A 15,336-nucleotide genomic window follows, 5' to 3' on the forward strand; every position below is an offset into this window, starting at 1 on the left:
GAGCAATATCTTCGCATGCGACGCCAGCCTCGCGCCAGCCGCGCCGGTCATCATGTGGCTGACCGATCCATATTCAACTGGTTCCCGATGATGGCCGATCTCCTGCCTGTTTCCCGTCGCTTGCTTGCTGTAGCCGCTTTTGCCGCGCTGTCCGCCTGCAGCATCATTCCCGATACCGGAGCGACCGATCCCGACCGGTTCGTACAGGAAACAGCGCCTGTCTTTTACCAGCCCGAAGGTATCGATCCACAAAAGGTAAAACGCCTGCCGGTCCAGCCGGTGCCGCAAGCGCGCGATCTCTTCCGCACGCAATTCAATCAGACCTACGGCCTGCCGACCTCCAATCCGGTGCATCAGGCCATGTATGCGCAGAAGAGCGAAGACGATTTCACCCTGCCGGCCATCCCCTATAAGCGCATAGATCAGCGCTTCTTGCGCCAGGAAGTGGACTATCAGACCGATGAAAGGCCCGGCACGATCGTCGTCGATACGAGGGGCCACTATCTCTATTTCGTCGAGCCGGGCGGCAGGGCGATGCGTTATGGCGTCGGCCTCGGCGCGGCAGGTTATGCCTGGCATGGCAGGGGCATCATCCAGTGGAAGCAGAAATGGCCGCGCTGGACGCCGCCGAGCGAAATGGTGGCCCGCGAACCGCAGATCAGGCCGGTTTCAGCCGAACGCGGCGGCATGAATCCGGGGCCGACCAATCCGCTCGGCGCTCGCGCCCTCTATATCTTCCAGAATGGCAAGGACACGCTCTATCGCATTCACGGCACGCCGGATTGGCAGTCGATCGGCAAGGCAGCGTCATCCGGCTGTGTGCGCATGCTGAACCAAGATGTGATCGATCTCTACAATCGTGTGTCGGCAAGGGCCGAAGTCGTGGTTCTGTAACGGCAGATTGCAACAAATTTTCGTGATGTTGCATAAGTGCGATAGCCGGGCTTCGCTGCCCTCTTTAGTTTTATTCCTGTCTCTGCGAATCTTGCGGGGAACCGAATCGGATCGTTTCGAGTTCCCGCTTCCCTTCCAACAGGAATGATGCTGTCGACATGAGCCTGCCTTCTTCTCTTTCCCGACGAAATTTCCTCGCCCTTGCGGGCATTGGCGCCGTTTCGACGCTCGCCGGCTGCGCTTCCACGGTGGAGAGCAATCCGATTGTCAGCCCCGTGCAGTATAACGGTTCCACCTATCGCCCCTTAGGCAGTTGGCTCTCCAGCTATAATGGCGAGCAGCCGGACCCGGCTGTGATCTATGCAGCTATGGATGATGGCGGCTTTCATCTTCCGGCAATACCCTATGAGCAGATCGATCCGCGATATTATCGTCAGCGCGTTGTCGATCCGACGGGTGAGCCGCCAGGCACCGTCGTCGTCAATACGCGCGAGCGCTTCCTCTATGTCACCGAACCGGGCGGCACGGCGATGCGCTATGGTATCGGCGTCGGTCGCGAAGGCTTCGCCTGGCAGGGCCGTGGTGTCATCCAGTGGCGCAAGAAATGGCCGCGCTGGAACCCGCCGGACGAAATGGTCGCCCGTCAGCCGGAACTCGTCAAATATTCCATCGCCAACGGCGGCATGGAGCCTGGCTTGAAGAATCCGCTCGGCGCGCGCGCGCTTTATATTTTCGAGGATAAGCAGGATTCGCTCTACCGTCTGCACGGCAATCCCGACTGGCGCTCCATCGGCAAGGCCGTTTCCTCGGGCTGCGTTCGCCTGCTGAATCAGGACGTCATCGATCTCTACGACCGCGTGCCGCAACGCGCGCCAATCTTGGTGACGCAGGCGTAAGCTTGGACATGTTTTTGACGAGTGGAATTTAACGGCTGTTATTCGGCCGTTAAATTCGCTCTTAGCCGCTGCAGCCGGTCGCGCAGACTGGCCATTTCATTCATATCGCAGCCGACGGCTTGGCCGATGGCTGCCATGATCATACTGACCTGGCATTTCATGCCGGCGCCCTTTTCCGTCAACGAAACGATTACCTGGCGTTCGTCCTTCGGGTCTCGTACGCGCCCGATCAGGCCGGCTTGCTCGAGGCGTTTCAACAGCGGCGACAGCGTGCCCGAATCGAGATCAAGCTGCTCACCGATGGTCTTGACCGACAAACAGCCTTTCTCCCAGAGCACCAGCATCACCAGATATTGCGGATAGGTCAGCCCGACGCGATCGAGGATCGGCTTGTAGGCGCGATTGAAGGCATGCGCGGTCGCGTAGACGGCAAAACAGAGCTGCCGTTCCAGCCGCTTTTCCTCATCCGGGATTGCCCGCTCCTGCACCTTGTCCGTCATCGCTGCTCCGCCAGTTTCTTGTTGACGTCATTGTCACAGGTTCATTTTTCAAAATCAAATTACAAAAATATATTGCGCACGATTAAATCGCGTTATATACAAACTTCATCCAACTCGCAAAGGAGATCTGACATGCCTATCCTCTACACCACCAAGGCTTCCGCTACCGGCGGCCGTGCAGGCCACGCCGTTTCCGAAAATGGCGTTCTTGACGTCACCCTGACCGTGCCGAAGGAACTCGGCGGCGACGGCGCTACCGGCACCAATCCGGAACAGCTCTTCGCTGCAGGCTATTCCGCCTGCTTCCTTGGCGCCCTGAAATTTGTTGCAGGCCAGCAGAAGGTCAAGATTCCGGAAGACGCCAAGGTGACGGCAACGGTTGGCATCGGCCCGCGCGCGGATGGCACCGGCTTCGGCATCGAAGTCTCGCTGTCGGTTCACATTCCCGGCATGGAAAAGGCCGAAGCTGAAAAGCTCGCCGCTGCCGCTCACATCGTCTGCCCCTATAGCCACGCCATGCGCACCTCGACGGAAGTGCCGGTCACGGTTGCCTGAGAACGGGCTTTCTCATCTTCCGAACTGACGGAACGGATGACATAAAAGAGGAGCGATATGCATTTCGGTGCATGTCGCTCTTTTTCTTTTGCAAGAAAGTTGCTATATGTTTTCTTGAGAAAGGATATAGCCATGATATCTGCTCAAGCGATCGGTCACGCAAATCCGGGCGAGGCCCTAGTCATCACCAAGGCGGTCGTTAATGCCGCGGAGCGGCTGGGCTTGAACGCCCGCATGCTCGCTGCTGTCATCGGCGTTTCGGAAGCGACGGTGTCGCGCATGAAGCGGCAAGATCATCTTCTGGAGCGGCACAGCAAGCCATTTGAACTCGCCGTTCTTTTCGTACGTCTGTTTCGCTCGCTCGATGCCATTGTCGGCGGCGATGAGGCCGTGGCGCGGCAATGGCTGCGCAATGTCAATCTCGCCTTCGGTGCAACGCCGCTCGAAAAGATCACCTCCATTTCCGGATTGACCGATGTCCTTGCCTATCTGGACGCCCGCCGCGCTATCGTCTGAGGCTCGGCCGATTTCAGGCCGCTATTGGCGACTGGTGGAGGCGCAGCATCAGGTCTCGACCTTGAAGCTGGTCGACACGCTGGAAGAGCAGGCGCTTCTCGAGCATCTGCTGGAGGAGAGCAAGCCGGCGCTGCCGCCGGAATGCGCTGGTCTGGACTATCTGTTGGCCACTCCCTTCCGCTACGGAGCGATCTACCCTCACGGCTCACGCTTCAGGCGTGCGGGACGCACCCTCGGCGTCTTCTACGCTTCCGAACGGGTCGAAACGGCGCTGGCCGAAATGAGTTTTTACCGGCTGCTTTTCTTCAGCGATTCTCCGGAGACGCCGTTGCCTGCCAATGCGGCGGAATACACCGCCTTCGCCGCCGCGATCAGCACCAAAGAGGCGATTGATCTTACCCGCTCGCCGTTGGATCGAGATCGCGAAGCATGGACCGATCCCGTCAGCTACGAAGCTTGCCAGTCGCTCGCCGACGCGGCGCGTGCAGGGGGCATTCAGGCGATCCTCTACCGCTCCGTCAGGGATTCCCAAGGCGGGAAGAATATTGCCCTTCTGACGGCCCATGCCTTTGCCGCCCGCGAACCGGTCGAACGGCAGACCTGGCGCATCCGGCTGTCGCCGGCCGGTGTGCAGGCACTCTGCGATTTTCCGAAAAGTCGCATCGGTTTCGCACGCAGCGATTTCGGCGCTGATCCGCGCATGCGAAACAGCGCTTAAGCCAACGTGAGCAAATCCCGCCGCAGCCGGTCCGCATTGCCGTCGGGCAGCCGCGCTTCCACCTCGGCATGCGTCACTTTCCAGATCGGCACGGCGGCTGCAAGCACCGCTTTGCCTGACGGGGTCAGGCTGAGTAGCCGGGCACGGCGATCCCTGGGATTGGGAAGAATGCTTATCCAGCCCCGCCGCTCCAGCGGTTTTAAGGCCGCCGTCAGCGTCGTCTGATCTATTGCGAGCAGCGTCGCCACCGGCCCCATGGCCGCAGGCTCTGGCCTGTTCAGCGACATCATCAGGGAAAACTGGCCATTGGTGAGCCCGAGCGGCCTCAGCGCTTCGTCGAAACGGCGCGCCAGGGCCCGAGCGGCGCGCTGCACATGCAGGCAAAGGCAGGTATCGCGCACGAGTAGTGTTGTCTCGAAAGGAATTTCAATCATGTTTGACATGGTTTACTAATATTGATATCAATGCATTTGTCAAGTTTGGTGAGAAGTGGACGCCGGAGGAGGGCGCGACAATGAACCAAATCGTTTCACGCGAGGTGTGGCTGGAGGCTCGCCGCGAACTGCTTGCCAAGGAGAAAGAAGCGACGCATTTGCGTGACCGTATCAATGAGGAGCGCTTGGCGCTGCCCTGGGTCAAGGTCGACAAGGACTATGTTTTCGACACGCCCACGGGGAAGAAATCGCTGGCCGATCTCTTCGACGGCCGCAGTCAGCTCATCGTCTATCACTTCATGCTCGGTCCGCAATGGGAGGCCGGATGCCCCGGTTGTTCGTTCCTCGTCGATCATTTCGACGGCGCCCTGCCACATCTCAATCATCACGACGTCACCCTCGTTGCCGTTGCCCGTGCGCCGATCGAGAAGATAGAGGCTTACAAAAAGCGCATGGGCTGGAAGTTCCCCTGGGTGTCGTCTTTCGCCAACGACTTCAATTTCGACTATCACGTCTCCTTTACGGCAGAGCAGCTCGCCGGCGAAAAGGTGTTCTACAATTTCTCTGCCATGGACGCGAAGAACGGCCACGACGAACTTCCCGGGCTCAGCGCGTTCTACAAGGATGAGGCCGGCAATATTTTCCACACCTATTCCAGCTATGCCCGCGGCGGCGAAGAGATGATCGGCACGCTGATGATCCTCGACAATGCGCCGAAGGGACGCAACGAAGGCAGCACCATGGATTTCGTGCGTCGCCACGATGAATATGACGAAGCCCCGAAGGCGCAATCCTCCTGTCACTGAAGCATCAGCCCAAGCCGCGCGATTTTCCGTCGAAGGTCGCGCGGGAACAAATATCCGAAGTGCCGTGTTTAAAGCATGTCGCGCAAAAGTGTGCAGCGGTTTTGCGATAACGACATGCGCAAAATCAGGACCTAAAGCGCAAGGAGCGGATCTGAAAGATCGCGATGCGCTACGGGGTATAGGGCTCGGCCAATCGCAAAGGAGGGACGCGATGAAGGCGAAACTGACGGAAGAGCACGCATTCTGCAGTCCGGCCAGCTATCGTGAAGCCATCACACTCATCGACGACAATGAACGCATCTTTTCCTCGTGCCAGCCGGACTGAAGCTGGAAGGAATTCATGATCGCCAATTACCGCCGCAAGCAATAGGGAGATCTACAATGGCTGCGAAGGGATATTTTGTCTGGTACGAACTGATGACCACCGACATGGCCGCGGGAGAGGCCTTCTACCGCAAGGTTGTCGGCTGGGACGCCAAGGATGCCGGGATGCCGGAAATCGAAATGGCCTATACTCTGTTCAGCGCCGGCGCCGGCCCGATCGCCGGCATGATGATCCTGCCGGAAGAGGCCAAGGCCATGGGGACGCCACCCTGCTGGACCGGCTATATCAGCGTGCCCAATGTCGATGAGGCTGCCAAGACGATCGCCGCAAAGGGCGGCAGGGTCTATCGAGAGCCTGGGGACATTCCGGGTGTCGGCCGCTTCGCCGTCGTCTCCGATCCCTATGGCGCCGCCTTCTGCATTTTCACGCCGTTGCCGGGCCAGGACTGGCAGCCGCCGGAACCCAATGCTCCCGGCTATATCGGCTGGCACGAGCTCTATTCCAACGACGGCCCGAAAGCCTTTGATTTCTACCGCGATATGTTCGGCTGGGAATCGAGTTCCGATTTCGACATGGGTCCGATGGGCACCTACAAGATCTTCAAGATCGGCGACCGCGACTTCGGCGGCATCATGACGAAGCCGGCGGAAATGCCGATGGCCGCCTGGAACTTCTATTTCAATGTCCCGGCAATTGATGCCGCTATCGGCCGCGTCAACGAGGCCGGCGGAAAGGTCGTCAACGGCCCGATGGAAGTCCCCGGCGGTAGCTGGATCGTCCAGTGCACCGACCCGCAAGGCGCGTTCTTCTCGCTCGTTGCGCCAGTGAAATAAGCTTTTGCCTTCTCCCCTCGGGGGAGAAGGTCGCGCGCAGCGCGGGTTGAGGGGGCGTTACTGGGGAGCAGGCTTTGGAGCACGGCTTACGATATTCGTCGCTGTGCTCCTCGTTCTCTCATCCGCCCTTCGGGCACTTGCTCCCCGAGGGGAGAAGGGGTCCGCTACCGCTTCAAGCTACCCAGAATCCCTCTCACCAGCGCCCGTCCAACCTGCGTCGCGATCGTACGTGCGGCGCTCTTCATCGCTGCTTCCAAAATCGTTTCGCGCTGGTAGCCGGAACGGCCGCGGCTTGCCGGTTTGTCATCGTCATCCCCGAAGCCGGGGAGCGTCCAGCGGCCGCCGGCGCTTCCGTCGTCCTGTTTGGCGGCATCCTGCTCGGCCGCCTTGCCGGCGCGGGCGGCGAGGATTTCGAAGGCGGATTCGCGATCGACCGTCTCGTCGTAGAGGCCGGCGACCGGGCTGTCGTTGATGACGGCCTGGCGCTCGGTATCGGTCACCGGGCCGATGCGACCCGACGGCGGGCGGATCAAGGTGCGTTCGACGATCGAGGGCGCGCCCTTGCCTTCAAGCATGGAGATCAGCGCTTCGCCGGTGCCGAGCGTGGTGATGACTTCGGCGCAGTTGAAGGCCGGGTTAGGCCGGAAGGTTTCGGCGGCCGTCTGGACTGCCTTCTGTTCGCGCGGCGAATAGGCGCGCAGCGCATGCTGAACGCGGTTGCCAAGCTGGGCGAGCACGGTTTCTGGCACGTCGAGCGGGTTCTGCGTGACGAAATAGACGCCGACACCCTTGGAGCGGATCAAGCGCACCACCTGTTCGACGCGCTCGATCAGCACCTTCGGCGCATCGTTGAAGAGCAGGTGCGCCTCGTCGAAGAAGAAGACCAGCTTCGGCTTTTCAGGATCGCCGACTTCCGGCAGTTCCTCGAAGAGCTCGGACAGCAGCCACAGCAGGAAGGTGGCGTAAAGCCTTGGGTTCATCATCAGCTTGTCGGCGGCAAGCACCGAGATCTGCCCATAGCCATCATTGCTGACGCGCATGATGTCGGAAATCTTCAGCGCCGGCTCGCCGAAGAAGTTTTCCGCCCCCTGCTGCTCCAGCACCAGCAAAGCACGCTGGATCGAGCCGACGGATGACTTCGAGATCAGGCCGAACTGGCTGGAAAGCTCGCTCGCATGGTCGCCCATATAGTTGAGCAAGGCCTGGAAATCCTTGAGGTCGAGCAGCGCCAGCCCATTGTCATCGGCAATCTTGAATGCGATGTTGAGCACGCCCTCCTGCGCCTCCGATGCGTTCATTAGCCGTGCCAGCAGCAGCGGCCCCATCTCGGCGATGGTGGTGCGCACGCGATGGCCTTTTTCGCCGTAGAGATCCCAGAAGATCGCCGGGAATTGTTCGAATTCGTAGGGCTTCAGACCAATTTCCTCGGCCCGTTTCAAAAGGAAATCCTTCGGCTCGCCCTTGGCGGCGATACCGGAGAGATCGCCCTTGATATCGGCGCAGAAGACGGGCACGCCGGCTTTGGAAAAACCCTCCGCCAGCACCTGCAGGGTCACCGTCTTGCCGGTGCCTGTCGCGCCGGTGACGAGGCCGTGGCGATTGCCGAATTTCAGCGTCAGATATTCGTCCTTATTGATGCTGTCGTCCGGATTGCGGCTGGCGCCGACGAAAATCTGTTCATCCTGTTGCGGCATCAGGCGTCGTCTCCCTTTGGACGGCGGCACTGCAACCCCGAGAAGTTTTAGGGGCGAGAGGTGCCAGAGGCCCATTCATTGTTTTGTCCTGACGCTGTTATAAGAAGAGACTTGAATGGGGACAACCGTTCGCTTCATGGTGATGCTTCCGGTAGTGTCGCACACAACCCGGACAGACTTGAGTCGGTCGGCGCATTCAATTACGTTGACGTTCACGTCATAAGTAACAAGCAGGAGGCCAGAATGAACGAGATTATTGATCAGATCGCAACGAGAGCCGGCATTTCACCCGATATTGCAGAGAAGGCCGTTGGCATGATGCTGGGCTTCCTACAGCGCGAAGCCCCGGATGGCCCGGTCACCAAGATGATCGAGTCCATCCCCGGTGCGTCCGATCTGGTGGCGCAATATAACGGGGAGGAAACGTCCGGCGGTCTGCTCGGCGGCCTTCTGAGCGCCGTTGGCGGTGGCGGCGGTCTCATGGCGCTCGGCCAGTCGTTGATGAGCAGCGGTCTCAACATGGGCGAAATTTCCTCGCTCGCCAAGGAAACCATCGCGACCGCCCGCGAACATGCCGGCGATGAGGTGGTCGATGAGGTCGTCAATTCCGTGCCGGGGTTGAGCCAGTTCCTGTAATATGCTGTCATTTGTGACGAAGGCCCCGCGGTCTGATCGCGGGGCTTTTTTGTTTGATCATTCAGCAGGTTGCAAATTGTCCCATGGCCGCCAATTCCATTCCATCGCTGTTACCGAACGGGCCTGGCCATCGGTTCGTGCTCTATGGCGATTCTTGTTCCGGAGTTCCAGGCGCGCTGCACGAAGAGACCTTCGTCGCCGTCAACGCCGTCCTGCGCCGGCTTGATCCGCCGCCGGAATTCATCCTGTTTCCGGGCGACGAGATCATTGGCCTGACCGCCGATCCGGAAGCCTTGAGGGCGCAATGGCGGCATTGGTTCGAGCATGAAATGGGCTGGCTCGACCGACGGAAAACGCCGCTTTGGCACACGACCGGCAATCACACCACCTATGATGAAATGAGCGAGCAGGTCTTTCGCGAGGTCCTGCAGCTTCCACAAAACGGTCCGCCAGGCCAGGAAGGCCTGTCTTACTGGGTGCGCCGCGGCGATCTCCTCCTTGTTTTCGTCCATACGCTGTGGACCGGTCTCGGTGGCGAGGGTCATGTCGAGACAGAGTGGCTGGAGGCAACGCTGAAACAGCATGGAGATGCACGCCATAAGATCGTCCTCGGCCATCACCCGGTTTTCCCCATCAACGGTTTTTCCGGATCCTATCAGCGCGAGGTCGGCCCGGATTACACCAAGCGATTTTGGGATATTCTGGTGGAAGCGGACGTTCTGGCCTATGTCTGCAGCCATATCCTCGCCTTCGACGTCCAGGTTCACCGCGGCGTCCTGCAGCTTTGCACCTCCGGCGCAGGCACTGCGCATAGAATGCCGGAGGGCGTGGAATATCTTCATTGCATCCAGGCGGCACTCGATGCGGACGGTCTTCGCTATCAGGTGCTGGATACGGACGGCATCGTTCGCGAACGATTGCAATGGCCTTTCAAGCCGGCCGATCCCGAGAGCTGGCAAACCCTGTCACCCGGGATGCATCGAGCCAGCTTTACCGGCTCGATGAACAATGATCGCATCATCGAATTGCGGATAAGGGGCCGCATGCCGAAGGCGGCACATCCGCCAGCCCAAACACTCTTCTCTGCCTTCAACGCCGATGCCATCGCGCCGTTCTGGCTCGGCTTGCGTGGTCCGAGGCAAACGCTGACCTTGATTCTTGGTCGCGATCCCGGCCGCAGCCCGCATTACTGGTTCGGGCCTGATCTCGCAGCCGGTCAGTCCTTCGATGTCGATATCGCTCTGCATGCCGGCATGGGGCCAGGCGGCATGCTTTATCGCATGCATGGCGATGACAGATGGACTTCATTCGACGGAGCTTCCGCCACCGGCCTTGAACGCTTGGTCTGGCCGGCGCAATGGAGCGTTGGCCATGGTCAGCGCGGCACTGAAGACCGCGCCTTCATGGGCGAGGGGTTGGAGGTAGCGTTTGCAGTGGGATAGGCGCTGCGCGGCCTTCCCCTTTACGCCTCAATCGTCTCCAATCCGATGCCAGACGCGGCCGTCGCGTCCGATGAGTTCGTCTGCGCAGGCCGGTCCCATGCTGCCTGGCGCGTAAGGATCGGGTTTGCTGCCGTCGGCCCAGAGATCAAGGAAAGGCTGCACGGCCGCCCAGCCGGCTTCGATGCTGTCGGCACGCTGGAACAGAGTCTGGTCGCCGACGAAGAGTTCGTAGAGCAGCGATTCATAGCCCGTCTGATGACCGATGTCGAAGTGGTCGGCATAACGGAAGTCGAGCTCGATCGGCGAGGTCTTTAGGACCAGCCCCGGCGATTTGATGGAGATTCCCATCTGCAGCCCTTCGTTCGGCTGCACCTGAATGATCAGCTTGTTCGGTGGCAGGTCCGGTCGCGCGGCCGCGCGGGGAAATTGCGCGAAAGGTACTTGCCGGAAGGTGATGACGACTTCAGTGTCACGGGCCCTCAAGGCCTTGCCCGTGCGCAGATAGAAGGGCACGCCTGCCCAGCGCCAGGTGTCGACGAAAAGTTTCAGCGCCACGTAGGTTTCGGTATTGCTGTCTGGCGCGATATCCGGCGTCTCTGTGTAGGCCGGCAGATCTTTGCCGTCGAGTGGTCCGGCGGTGTAGGCGCCGCGCACGGCGTTTTTCGCCGCTTCGTCTCGCGAATAGTGGCGCAGCGCCTTTAGCACCTTACCCTTTTCGTTTCGGACGGATTCTGCGTCGAAGCTGTTCGGCGGTTCCATGGCCACCATGGCAAGAAGCTGGAACAGATGGTTCGGCACCATATCGCGCAAAGCGCCTGTCGCGTCGTAGAACTTGCCGCGCGTACCGACGTCCACCAATTCCGCGGCAGTGATCTGCACATGGTCGACGTAGTTGTTGTTCCACAGGGCTTCGATCATCATGTTGGCAAAGCGCGTCGTCATGATGTTCTGCACCGTTTCCTTGCCGAGGAAATGGTCGATGCGATAGATTTGGCTCTCGTCCGCGCTGTGCAGAAGCGTCGCGTTCAACATCTGCGCCGAAGCGAGGTCATGACCGAACGGCTTCTCGATGGCGATGCGCCGGAAGACGCCGGCGGTTTCGTCAAGAAGCCCATGCTCGGCTAAGCGGCTGGTGATGTCGCCGAAAAAGCGCGGCTGCACGGCAAAATAGAAAGCGGCATTGGCGCTCGGCGCATGCTGCAGCCGATCGGTGATTTCCTGATAGATTGCGCCCTGCGTGAAGTCTCCGGAAATATATGAGATGCGCGTCTTCAACCTCTGCCAGGCGTCGCTCTGCTGCGCTTGCTCCATTCCGTTTGTGGCGAGGAAGGTGTCAAGACGCTCGACCAGGAACTCGTCGCCACCAGGTTCGATGCTGACGCCGAGCACACGCAGATCGTCGCCCAACATGCCGGCCTTAGTCATGTTGATCAGCGTCGGCATCAGCAACCGGCGCGTCAGGTCGCCGGTTGCACCGAAGATGACGAGCGTCAGCGGCGGAGCGGGGGGAACGGTAAAGCCGGTCACGAACGCACCTCCGTCGGGAATAGGGAGATCAGGTTTCTGGACGACATGAATCTTCTCCTTCAGCCGGTTGTGCTGATGCTTGGGCGAGGATGTTCTAACCCAAGATCGAGAAAACCGGAATCGCTTTTCGAAAGGGTTGCGCTCCGAGGCACGTCGCCACAGTATAAATGCTACATGGCGCCCTACTTCTTTACCGCCACCATAAACAGCCGCGGAAACCGCAGCAGGACTTTGCCGTCCACCAATGGCGGATAGGCCTTTTCGATGCGCGCGAGATAGTCGGCCGCAAAAGCATCGCGATGCTCAGGCGCGGCATGATCGAGATAGGGGCGCAGGCCCGTGCCCTTGACCCATTCGACGATGGCGGCGGCATTTTCCAGCGGATGATTGTAGTTGGTGTGCCAGAGGTCGATGCGGGCGGACTTGCCGATCAGCCGGTTGTAATAGGCCGAGGGCGAGGGAAGGGGATTGCGACGCACGCTCTTTCTGGCAAAGGCCTCACTCCAGGGGCCGTCTTTTCCTGTCTCCTCCATCATCAAATGGCTGAGTTCGGTCAGATTGTCTGGCATCTGGATGGCGAGCACGCCGCCTGGCCTCAACCCGTCCATCAGCCGTTCGAAAATGTCGATGTGATCAGGCAGCCATTGGAAAACGGCGTTGGCAAAAAGCAGATCGACAGGTTCTTCCGGCTGCCAAGTGGCAAGATCGGCCCTGAGAAACTCCGTGCCGGGCATGCGCTTGCGGGCCGCCTCCAGCATGTTCTCGTCGCTGTCGAGCCCGGAAACGCCGGCGGCACCGTAGCGTTCGACGATCAGCTCCGTCGAGTTGCCAGGCCCGCAGCCGAGATCGATAGCGCGATCTACGCGCTCCAACGGCACCTGCGCGAGTAGGTCACGCGCCGGGCGCGTGCGTTCATCCTCGAACTTCACATATTGGCCGGCAGACCATGCCATGACTTATCCTCTTCATCAGCTTGTATGCCCGATACGAGTGGACCCGGACCTTGTCGATATTGGGCCTGTGGAGTTTGATCATTTCATGGGCGAGATCGCCAGGGGTGAAATTTCGACCCTCGTGCGGCAAATGGCCCAGGAGATCGCTGATCGGGGATAGGTGCCGAGAGCTATTGTGCGACGCCTTCTATTTTCCCTTCACCGCCAGGATGCGCTTTGCCACCTCATCCAGCGCTGCCGTATTGCGGGCGATGAGTTGTTGCGCGACGTTCGTCAGCGCGTCGATGTTGCCGTCAGAGGCATCATCCAGTTCGTCGTTGGCGCCGACGAGCGCGCCGTCGATGCGAAAATAGGCAAGCTTGCCCACATTGGCCGGTGTGACCTGCGTCGACCCGTCAACCATCTTCGTCTTGGCAGGGTTGAGCAGCGAATTGGCCTCGTAGGAGGCTGTCGATACCTGGCCTTGCATCAGGATTGAAATCAGCGGCGTACCGTTGGCGGGGTTGATCCAGCCGAGTGCGCCCCAGCTTTTTGCCTGTTGATAGGGAATAGGACGGTTCTGCTGGCCGGTGCCGAGCGACAGAACCACGACAGAGTTGCCGCCTTTCTCCCAGCCCATCTTACGGGCTTCGACATAGGCGGCGAGGATAGGATCGTTGGCGAAGACGCCGCCGTCGATCAAGGGGACGGAGCGGTTCGGATCATCGACGGGTTTGGCGAAATTTTCGATCAGCGCCGGCTCGAAATAGCTCGGCGCGGCGGAGGTGGCGCGGCAAGCCTCCCAATAGCGGAAATGGCTGTTTTCATCGTCGGAATTGGACATGATCAGCGCCTGGCGTGCCTTGATGTCGTAAGCCGTGATCAGCACCTTGGTCAGCCCGGCGGCAATCTCGGCGGTTCCCAGCCGGACCTGCAGCTTCGCTTCCAATGGCGCTGCATCGTAACGCTCCTCCGCCAGTCCGCCGAGATTGATGATTTTCGACACCAGTGTCGTGCCGAAAATATCCTGCCCCTCTTTGGCATAGAGCTTGACGAGATCATCCGGCGTGCAGGCGGCATCGCCGTTGCCGGAAGGGTGCGGGCAGGTGAGCCCGGCTGCGATGATCCCGCCGGTCGACGTGCCGGCGATCAGATCGAAGGCTTTGTACATCGGCAAGCCGTTCAGCCGCTTCGCGAGTTCGGCCACGATGAGCGCCGGAATGAGCCCGCGAATACCGCCGCCGTCGATGGATAGGATGAACCGCATTGTCATGGAATTCCCCTCCTATATCTGCCCGTCGGCAAAGATAGCAGCGGCATTGCATCGATCAATGAAAGCGGAGCGTTCTCGCCTACCTCTTGTGGAGGGGAGAGAATGCCTAAAAACGTGTAATCACGCTGATGCCCGTACCTTCCGCCTTGTCCAGCGCCATCAGCGCCGGCACGGCCTCTTCCAGGCTGATTTTGCGGCCGATCAGCTTTTGTGGGGCGATCTTGCCAGCGGCGAGCATGTCCAGCATGGCGTCGTAACGCCAGGCCTGCATGCCGTGGCTGCCGTAGATTTCCAGCTCATGGCCGATCACCTGCGCCATCGGGATTTGCGGCGCCGCATGTTCGCCCAGCATCAGGCCGACCTGCACATGCCGGCCGCGGCGGCGGAGATTCTTGATGGAATTGAAGCAGGTGACGGGATGGCCGAGCGCATCGATAGACACATGCGCGCCGCCCTTGGTGATCTCCCGCACAGCCTCCGTGACATCGGCCACACCAGCCGCATTGATCGTCGCTACCGCGCCGCATTCGCGGGCGAAAGCCAGCTTCTCGTCGGAAATATCGATGGCAATGGCATTCGCGCCGAGCGCGCTTGCGATCATGACGGCGGACAGGCCGACGCCGCCGCAGCCATGCACCGCGATCCATTCGCCCGGACGCGTCCTGGCTTGGTCGGCGACGGCGCGGAAAGACGTGGCGAAACGGCAGCCGAGGCTCGCCGCCGTCGCGTCGTCGATCGTCTCCGGTAGGTGGACGAGATTGGTGTCGGCATAATCAATCGCCGCATATTCGGCGAAGGACCCCCAATGGGTGAAGCCGGGCTGGAATTGGTTTGGGCAGACCTGCTGATTGCCGGAATGGCATTCGGCGCAATGGCCGCAGCCGGAAACGAAGGGCACGGTGACGCGGTCGCCGACCTTGAAGCGAACGACGCCCCGACCGGTCGCTACCACCTTGCCGGCAAGTTCATGGCCGGGCACATGCGGCAGCTTGATATCGGGATCATGGCCCATCCAGCCATGCCAATCGCTGCGGCAAAGCCCCGTGGCGCCGATGGCGATCACGACGCCGTCCTCGCTGGGCGTGGGGTCGGGAAGGGTACGAATATCGGGTGTGGCCTCGAAGGCCTCGTAATACATCGCTTTCATGGGACTCTCACGCATTCTGCCGCAGTTGGTATCGTCCATCATTTTTCCTGATTCATCCATTCGTCAAGCTATTGTTTCGGCGCATGAAAATTGCGCGGGGAATGCGGCTTCCGGCGCTTTGTTGCGAATGGATTTCAAGCGGAAGTTTCCGCTTGACCCCCAGGTTGTGCGGGTTTTTCCTTCTTGCCGCTTTCAGGAGGAAATCATC

General features: G+C 60.0%; 16 protein-coding genes. 9 read left to right on the forward strand and 7 right to left on the reverse strand.

The window, feature by feature from the left end; all coding sequences use genetic code 11:
- Positions 1 to 87 precede the first annotated feature (87 nt).
- Both N2601_RS03025 and N2601_RS03030 read left to right on the forward strand, forming a co-directional pair.
- On the forward strand, positions 88 to 894 hold the full coding sequence (locus N2601_RS03025; protein WP_199773564.1) for a L,D-transpeptidase: 807 nt from the start codon (positions 88 to 90) through the stop codon (positions 892 to 894).
- A 158-nt stretch (positions 895 to 1,052) separates the two neighbouring features.
- Entirely contained in the window at positions 1,053 to 1,790 is a 738-nt protein-coding gene (locus N2601_RS03030; RefSeq protein ID WP_104822378.1) for a L,D-transpeptidase family protein, read from the forward strand.
- Positions 1,791 to 1,828: 38 nt separating this feature from the next.
- On the opposite strand, the gene N2601_RS03035 is transcribed toward N2601_RS03030, so the two are convergent.
- Positions 1,829 to 2,290 (reverse strand): MarR family winged helix-turn-helix transcriptional regulator, encoded by a 462-nt coding sequence (locus tag N2601_RS03035; protein WP_104822379.1) that lies wholly within the window; start codon positions 2,288 to 2,290, stop codon positions 1,829 to 1,831.
- A 132-nt stretch (positions 2,291 to 2,422) separates the two neighbouring features.
- On the opposite strand from N2601_RS03035, the gene N2601_RS03040 reads away from it, so the two are divergent.
- The 3 genes from N2601_RS03040 (at position 2,423) to N2601_RS03050 (ending at position 4,079) form a co-directional block, all read left to right on the forward strand.
- Positions 2,423 to 2,845: an organic hydroperoxide resistance protein gene (locus N2601_RS03040; protein ID WP_104822380.1), complete on the forward strand. Its 423-nt coding sequence runs from the start codon at positions 2,423 to 2,425 to the stop codon at positions 2,843 to 2,845.
- Positions 2,846 to 2,977: 132 nt separating this feature from the next.
- Positions 2,978 to 3,361 (forward strand): MbcA/ParS/Xre antitoxin family protein, encoded by a 384-nt coding sequence (locus N2601_RS03045; RefSeq protein WP_104822381.1) that lies wholly within the window; start codon positions 2,978 to 2,980, stop codon positions 3,359 to 3,361.
- Positions 3,321 to 4,079, forward strand: a complete 759-nt coding sequence (locus N2601_RS03050; protein WP_104822382.1) for an RES family NAD+ phosphorylase — start codon at positions 3,321 to 3,323, stop codon at positions 4,077 to 4,079. The genes N2601_RS03045 and N2601_RS03050 overlap by 41 nt, the downstream gene beginning before the upstream one ends.
- Here the strand turns inward: N2601_RS03050 and N2601_RS03055 are convergent.
- Positions 4,076 to 4,522: a MarR family winged helix-turn-helix transcriptional regulator gene (locus N2601_RS03055; protein ID WP_104822383.1), complete on the reverse strand. Its 447-nt coding sequence runs from the start codon at positions 4,520 to 4,522 to the stop codon at positions 4,076 to 4,078. The genes N2601_RS03050 and N2601_RS03055 overlap by 4 nt on opposite strands.
- Before the next feature lie 71 nt (positions 4,523 to 4,593).
- Between N2601_RS03055 and N2601_RS03060 the strand changes: the two genes are divergently transcribed.
- Complete coding sequence (locus tag N2601_RS03060) at positions 4,594 to 5,319, forward strand: DUF899 domain-containing protein (RefSeq protein ID WP_104822384.1); 726 nt, start codon at positions 4,594 to 4,596, stop codon at positions 5,317 to 5,319.
- A 381-nt stretch (positions 5,320 to 5,700) separates the two neighbouring features.
- The gene (locus tag N2601_RS03065; RefSeq protein ID WP_104822385.1) at positions 5,701 to 6,477 is read left to right on the forward strand and encodes a VOC family protein; all 777 of its coding nucleotides are present in this window, start codon (positions 5,701 to 5,703) and stop codon (positions 6,475 to 6,477) included.
- 164 nt (positions 6,478 to 6,641) lie between these two features.
- On the opposite strand, the gene N2601_RS03070 is transcribed toward N2601_RS03065, so the two are convergent.
- Complete coding sequence (locus N2601_RS03070) at positions 6,642 to 8,171, reverse strand: helicase HerA-like C-terminal domain-containing protein (RefSeq protein WP_104822386.1); 1,530 nt, start codon at positions 8,169 to 8,171, stop codon at positions 6,642 to 6,644.
- A 243-nt stretch (positions 8,172 to 8,414) separates the two neighbouring features.
- On the opposite strand from N2601_RS03070, the gene N2601_RS03075 reads away from it, so the two are divergent.
- Together N2601_RS03075 and N2601_RS03080 are read left to right on the forward strand one after the other, a co-directional pair.
- Positions 8,415 to 8,807, forward strand: coding sequence for a hypothetical protein (locus tag N2601_RS03075; protein WP_104822387.1), 393 nt, complete (start codon positions 8,415 to 8,417; stop codon positions 8,805 to 8,807).
- 83 nt (positions 8,808 to 8,890) lie between these two features.
- Positions 8,891 to 10,249: a metallophosphoesterase family protein gene (locus N2601_RS03080; RefSeq protein ID WP_104822388.1), complete on the forward strand. Its 1,359-nt coding sequence runs from the start codon at positions 8,891 to 8,893 to the stop codon at positions 10,247 to 10,249.
- A 27-nt stretch (positions 10,250 to 10,276) separates the two neighbouring features.
- On the opposite strand, the gene zwf is transcribed toward N2601_RS03080, so the two are convergent.
- The 4 genes from zwf to N2601_RS03100 all read right to left on the reverse strand — a co-directional run bounded on the left by zwf (position 10,277) and on the right by N2601_RS03100 (position 15,128).
- Positions 10,277 to 11,776 (reverse strand): glucose-6-phosphate dehydrogenase, encoded by a 1,500-nt coding sequence (gene zwf, locus N2601_RS03085; RefSeq protein WP_104822389.1) that lies wholly within the window; start codon positions 11,774 to 11,776, stop codon positions 10,277 to 10,279.
- A 182-nt stretch (positions 11,777 to 11,958) separates the two neighbouring features.
- Positions 11,959 to 12,729 carry a trans-aconitate 2-methyltransferase gene (tam, locus tag N2601_RS03090; protein ID WP_104822390.1) on the reverse strand — a complete coding sequence of 257 codons (771 nt, stop codon included), beginning with the start codon at positions 12,727 to 12,729 and terminating at the stop codon, positions 11,959 to 11,961.
- Positions 12,730 to 12,916: 187 nt separating this feature from the next.
- Positions 12,917 to 13,981 carry a patatin-like phospholipase family protein gene (locus N2601_RS03095; protein ID WP_104822391.1) on the reverse strand — a complete coding sequence of 355 codons (1,065 nt, stop codon included), beginning with the start codon at positions 13,979 to 13,981 and terminating at the stop codon, positions 12,917 to 12,919.
- A gap of 106 nt (positions 13,982 to 14,087) precedes the next feature.
- A complete protein-coding gene (locus N2601_RS03100) occupies positions 14,088 to 15,128 on the reverse strand; it encodes a zinc-dependent alcohol dehydrogenase family protein (protein WP_260303408.1) in 1,041 nt (346 codons plus the stop codon).
- Positions 15,129 to 15,336: the final 208 nt, after the last annotated feature.

The organism is Rhizobium sp. CB3060, from assembly GCF_025200735.1.
GTDB lineage: Bacteria > Pseudomonadota > Alphaproteobacteria > Rhizobiales > Rhizobiaceae > Rhizobium.

Coding starts and splice junctions, on each gene's coding strand:
- N2601_RS03025 (WP_199773564.1), top strand. CDS start 88: ATGATGGCCGATCTCCTGCCTGTTTCCCGTCGCTTGCTTGCTGTAGCC.
- N2601_RS03030 (WP_104822378.1), top strand. CDS start 1,053: ATGAGCCTGCCTTCTTCTCTTTCCCGACGAAATTTCCTCGCCCTTGCG.
- N2601_RS03035 (WP_104822379.1), bottom strand. CDS start 2,290: ATGACGGACAAGGTGCAGGAGCGGGCAATCCCGGATGAGGAAAAGCGG.
- N2601_RS03040 (WP_104822380.1), top strand. CDS start 2,423: ATGCCTATCCTCTACACCACCAAGGCTTCCGCTACCGGCGGCCGTGCA.
- N2601_RS03045 (WP_104822381.1), top strand. CDS start 2,978: ATGATATCTGCTCAAGCGATCGGTCACGCAAATCCGGGCGAGGCCCTA.
- N2601_RS03050 (WP_104822382.1), top strand. CDS start 3,321: ATGTCCTTGCCTATCTGGACGCCCGCCGCGCTATCGTCTGAGGCTCGG.
- N2601_RS03055 (WP_104822383.1), bottom strand. CDS start 4,522: ATGTCAAACATGATTGAAATTCCTTTCGAGACAACACTACTCGTGCGC.
- N2601_RS03060 (WP_104822384.1), top strand. CDS start 4,594: ATGAACCAAATCGTTTCACGCGAGGTGTGGCTGGAGGCTCGCCGCGAA.
- N2601_RS03065 (WP_104822385.1), top strand. CDS start 5,701: ATGGCTGCGAAGGGATATTTTGTCTGGTACGAACTGATGACCACCGAC.
- N2601_RS03070 (WP_104822386.1), bottom strand. CDS start 8,171: ATGCCGCAACAGGATGAACAGATTTTCGTCGGCGCCAGCCGCAATCCG.
- N2601_RS03075 (WP_104822387.1), top strand. CDS start 8,415: ATGAACGAGATTATTGATCAGATCGCAACGAGAGCCGGCATTTCACCC.
- N2601_RS03080 (WP_104822388.1), top strand. CDS start 8,891: ATGGCCGCCAATTCCATTCCATCGCTGTTACCGAACGGGCCTGGCCAT.
- tam (WP_104822390.1), bottom strand. CDS start 12,729: ATGGCATGGTCTGCCGGCCAATATGTGAAGTTCGAGGATGAACGCACG.
- N2601_RS03095 (WP_104822391.1), bottom strand. CDS start 13,981: ATGACAATGCGGTTCATCCTATCCATCGACGGCGGCGGTATTCGCGGG.
- N2601_RS03100 (WP_260303408.1), bottom strand. CDS start 15,128: ATGAAAGCGATGTATTACGAGGCCTTCGAGGCCACACCCGATATTCGT.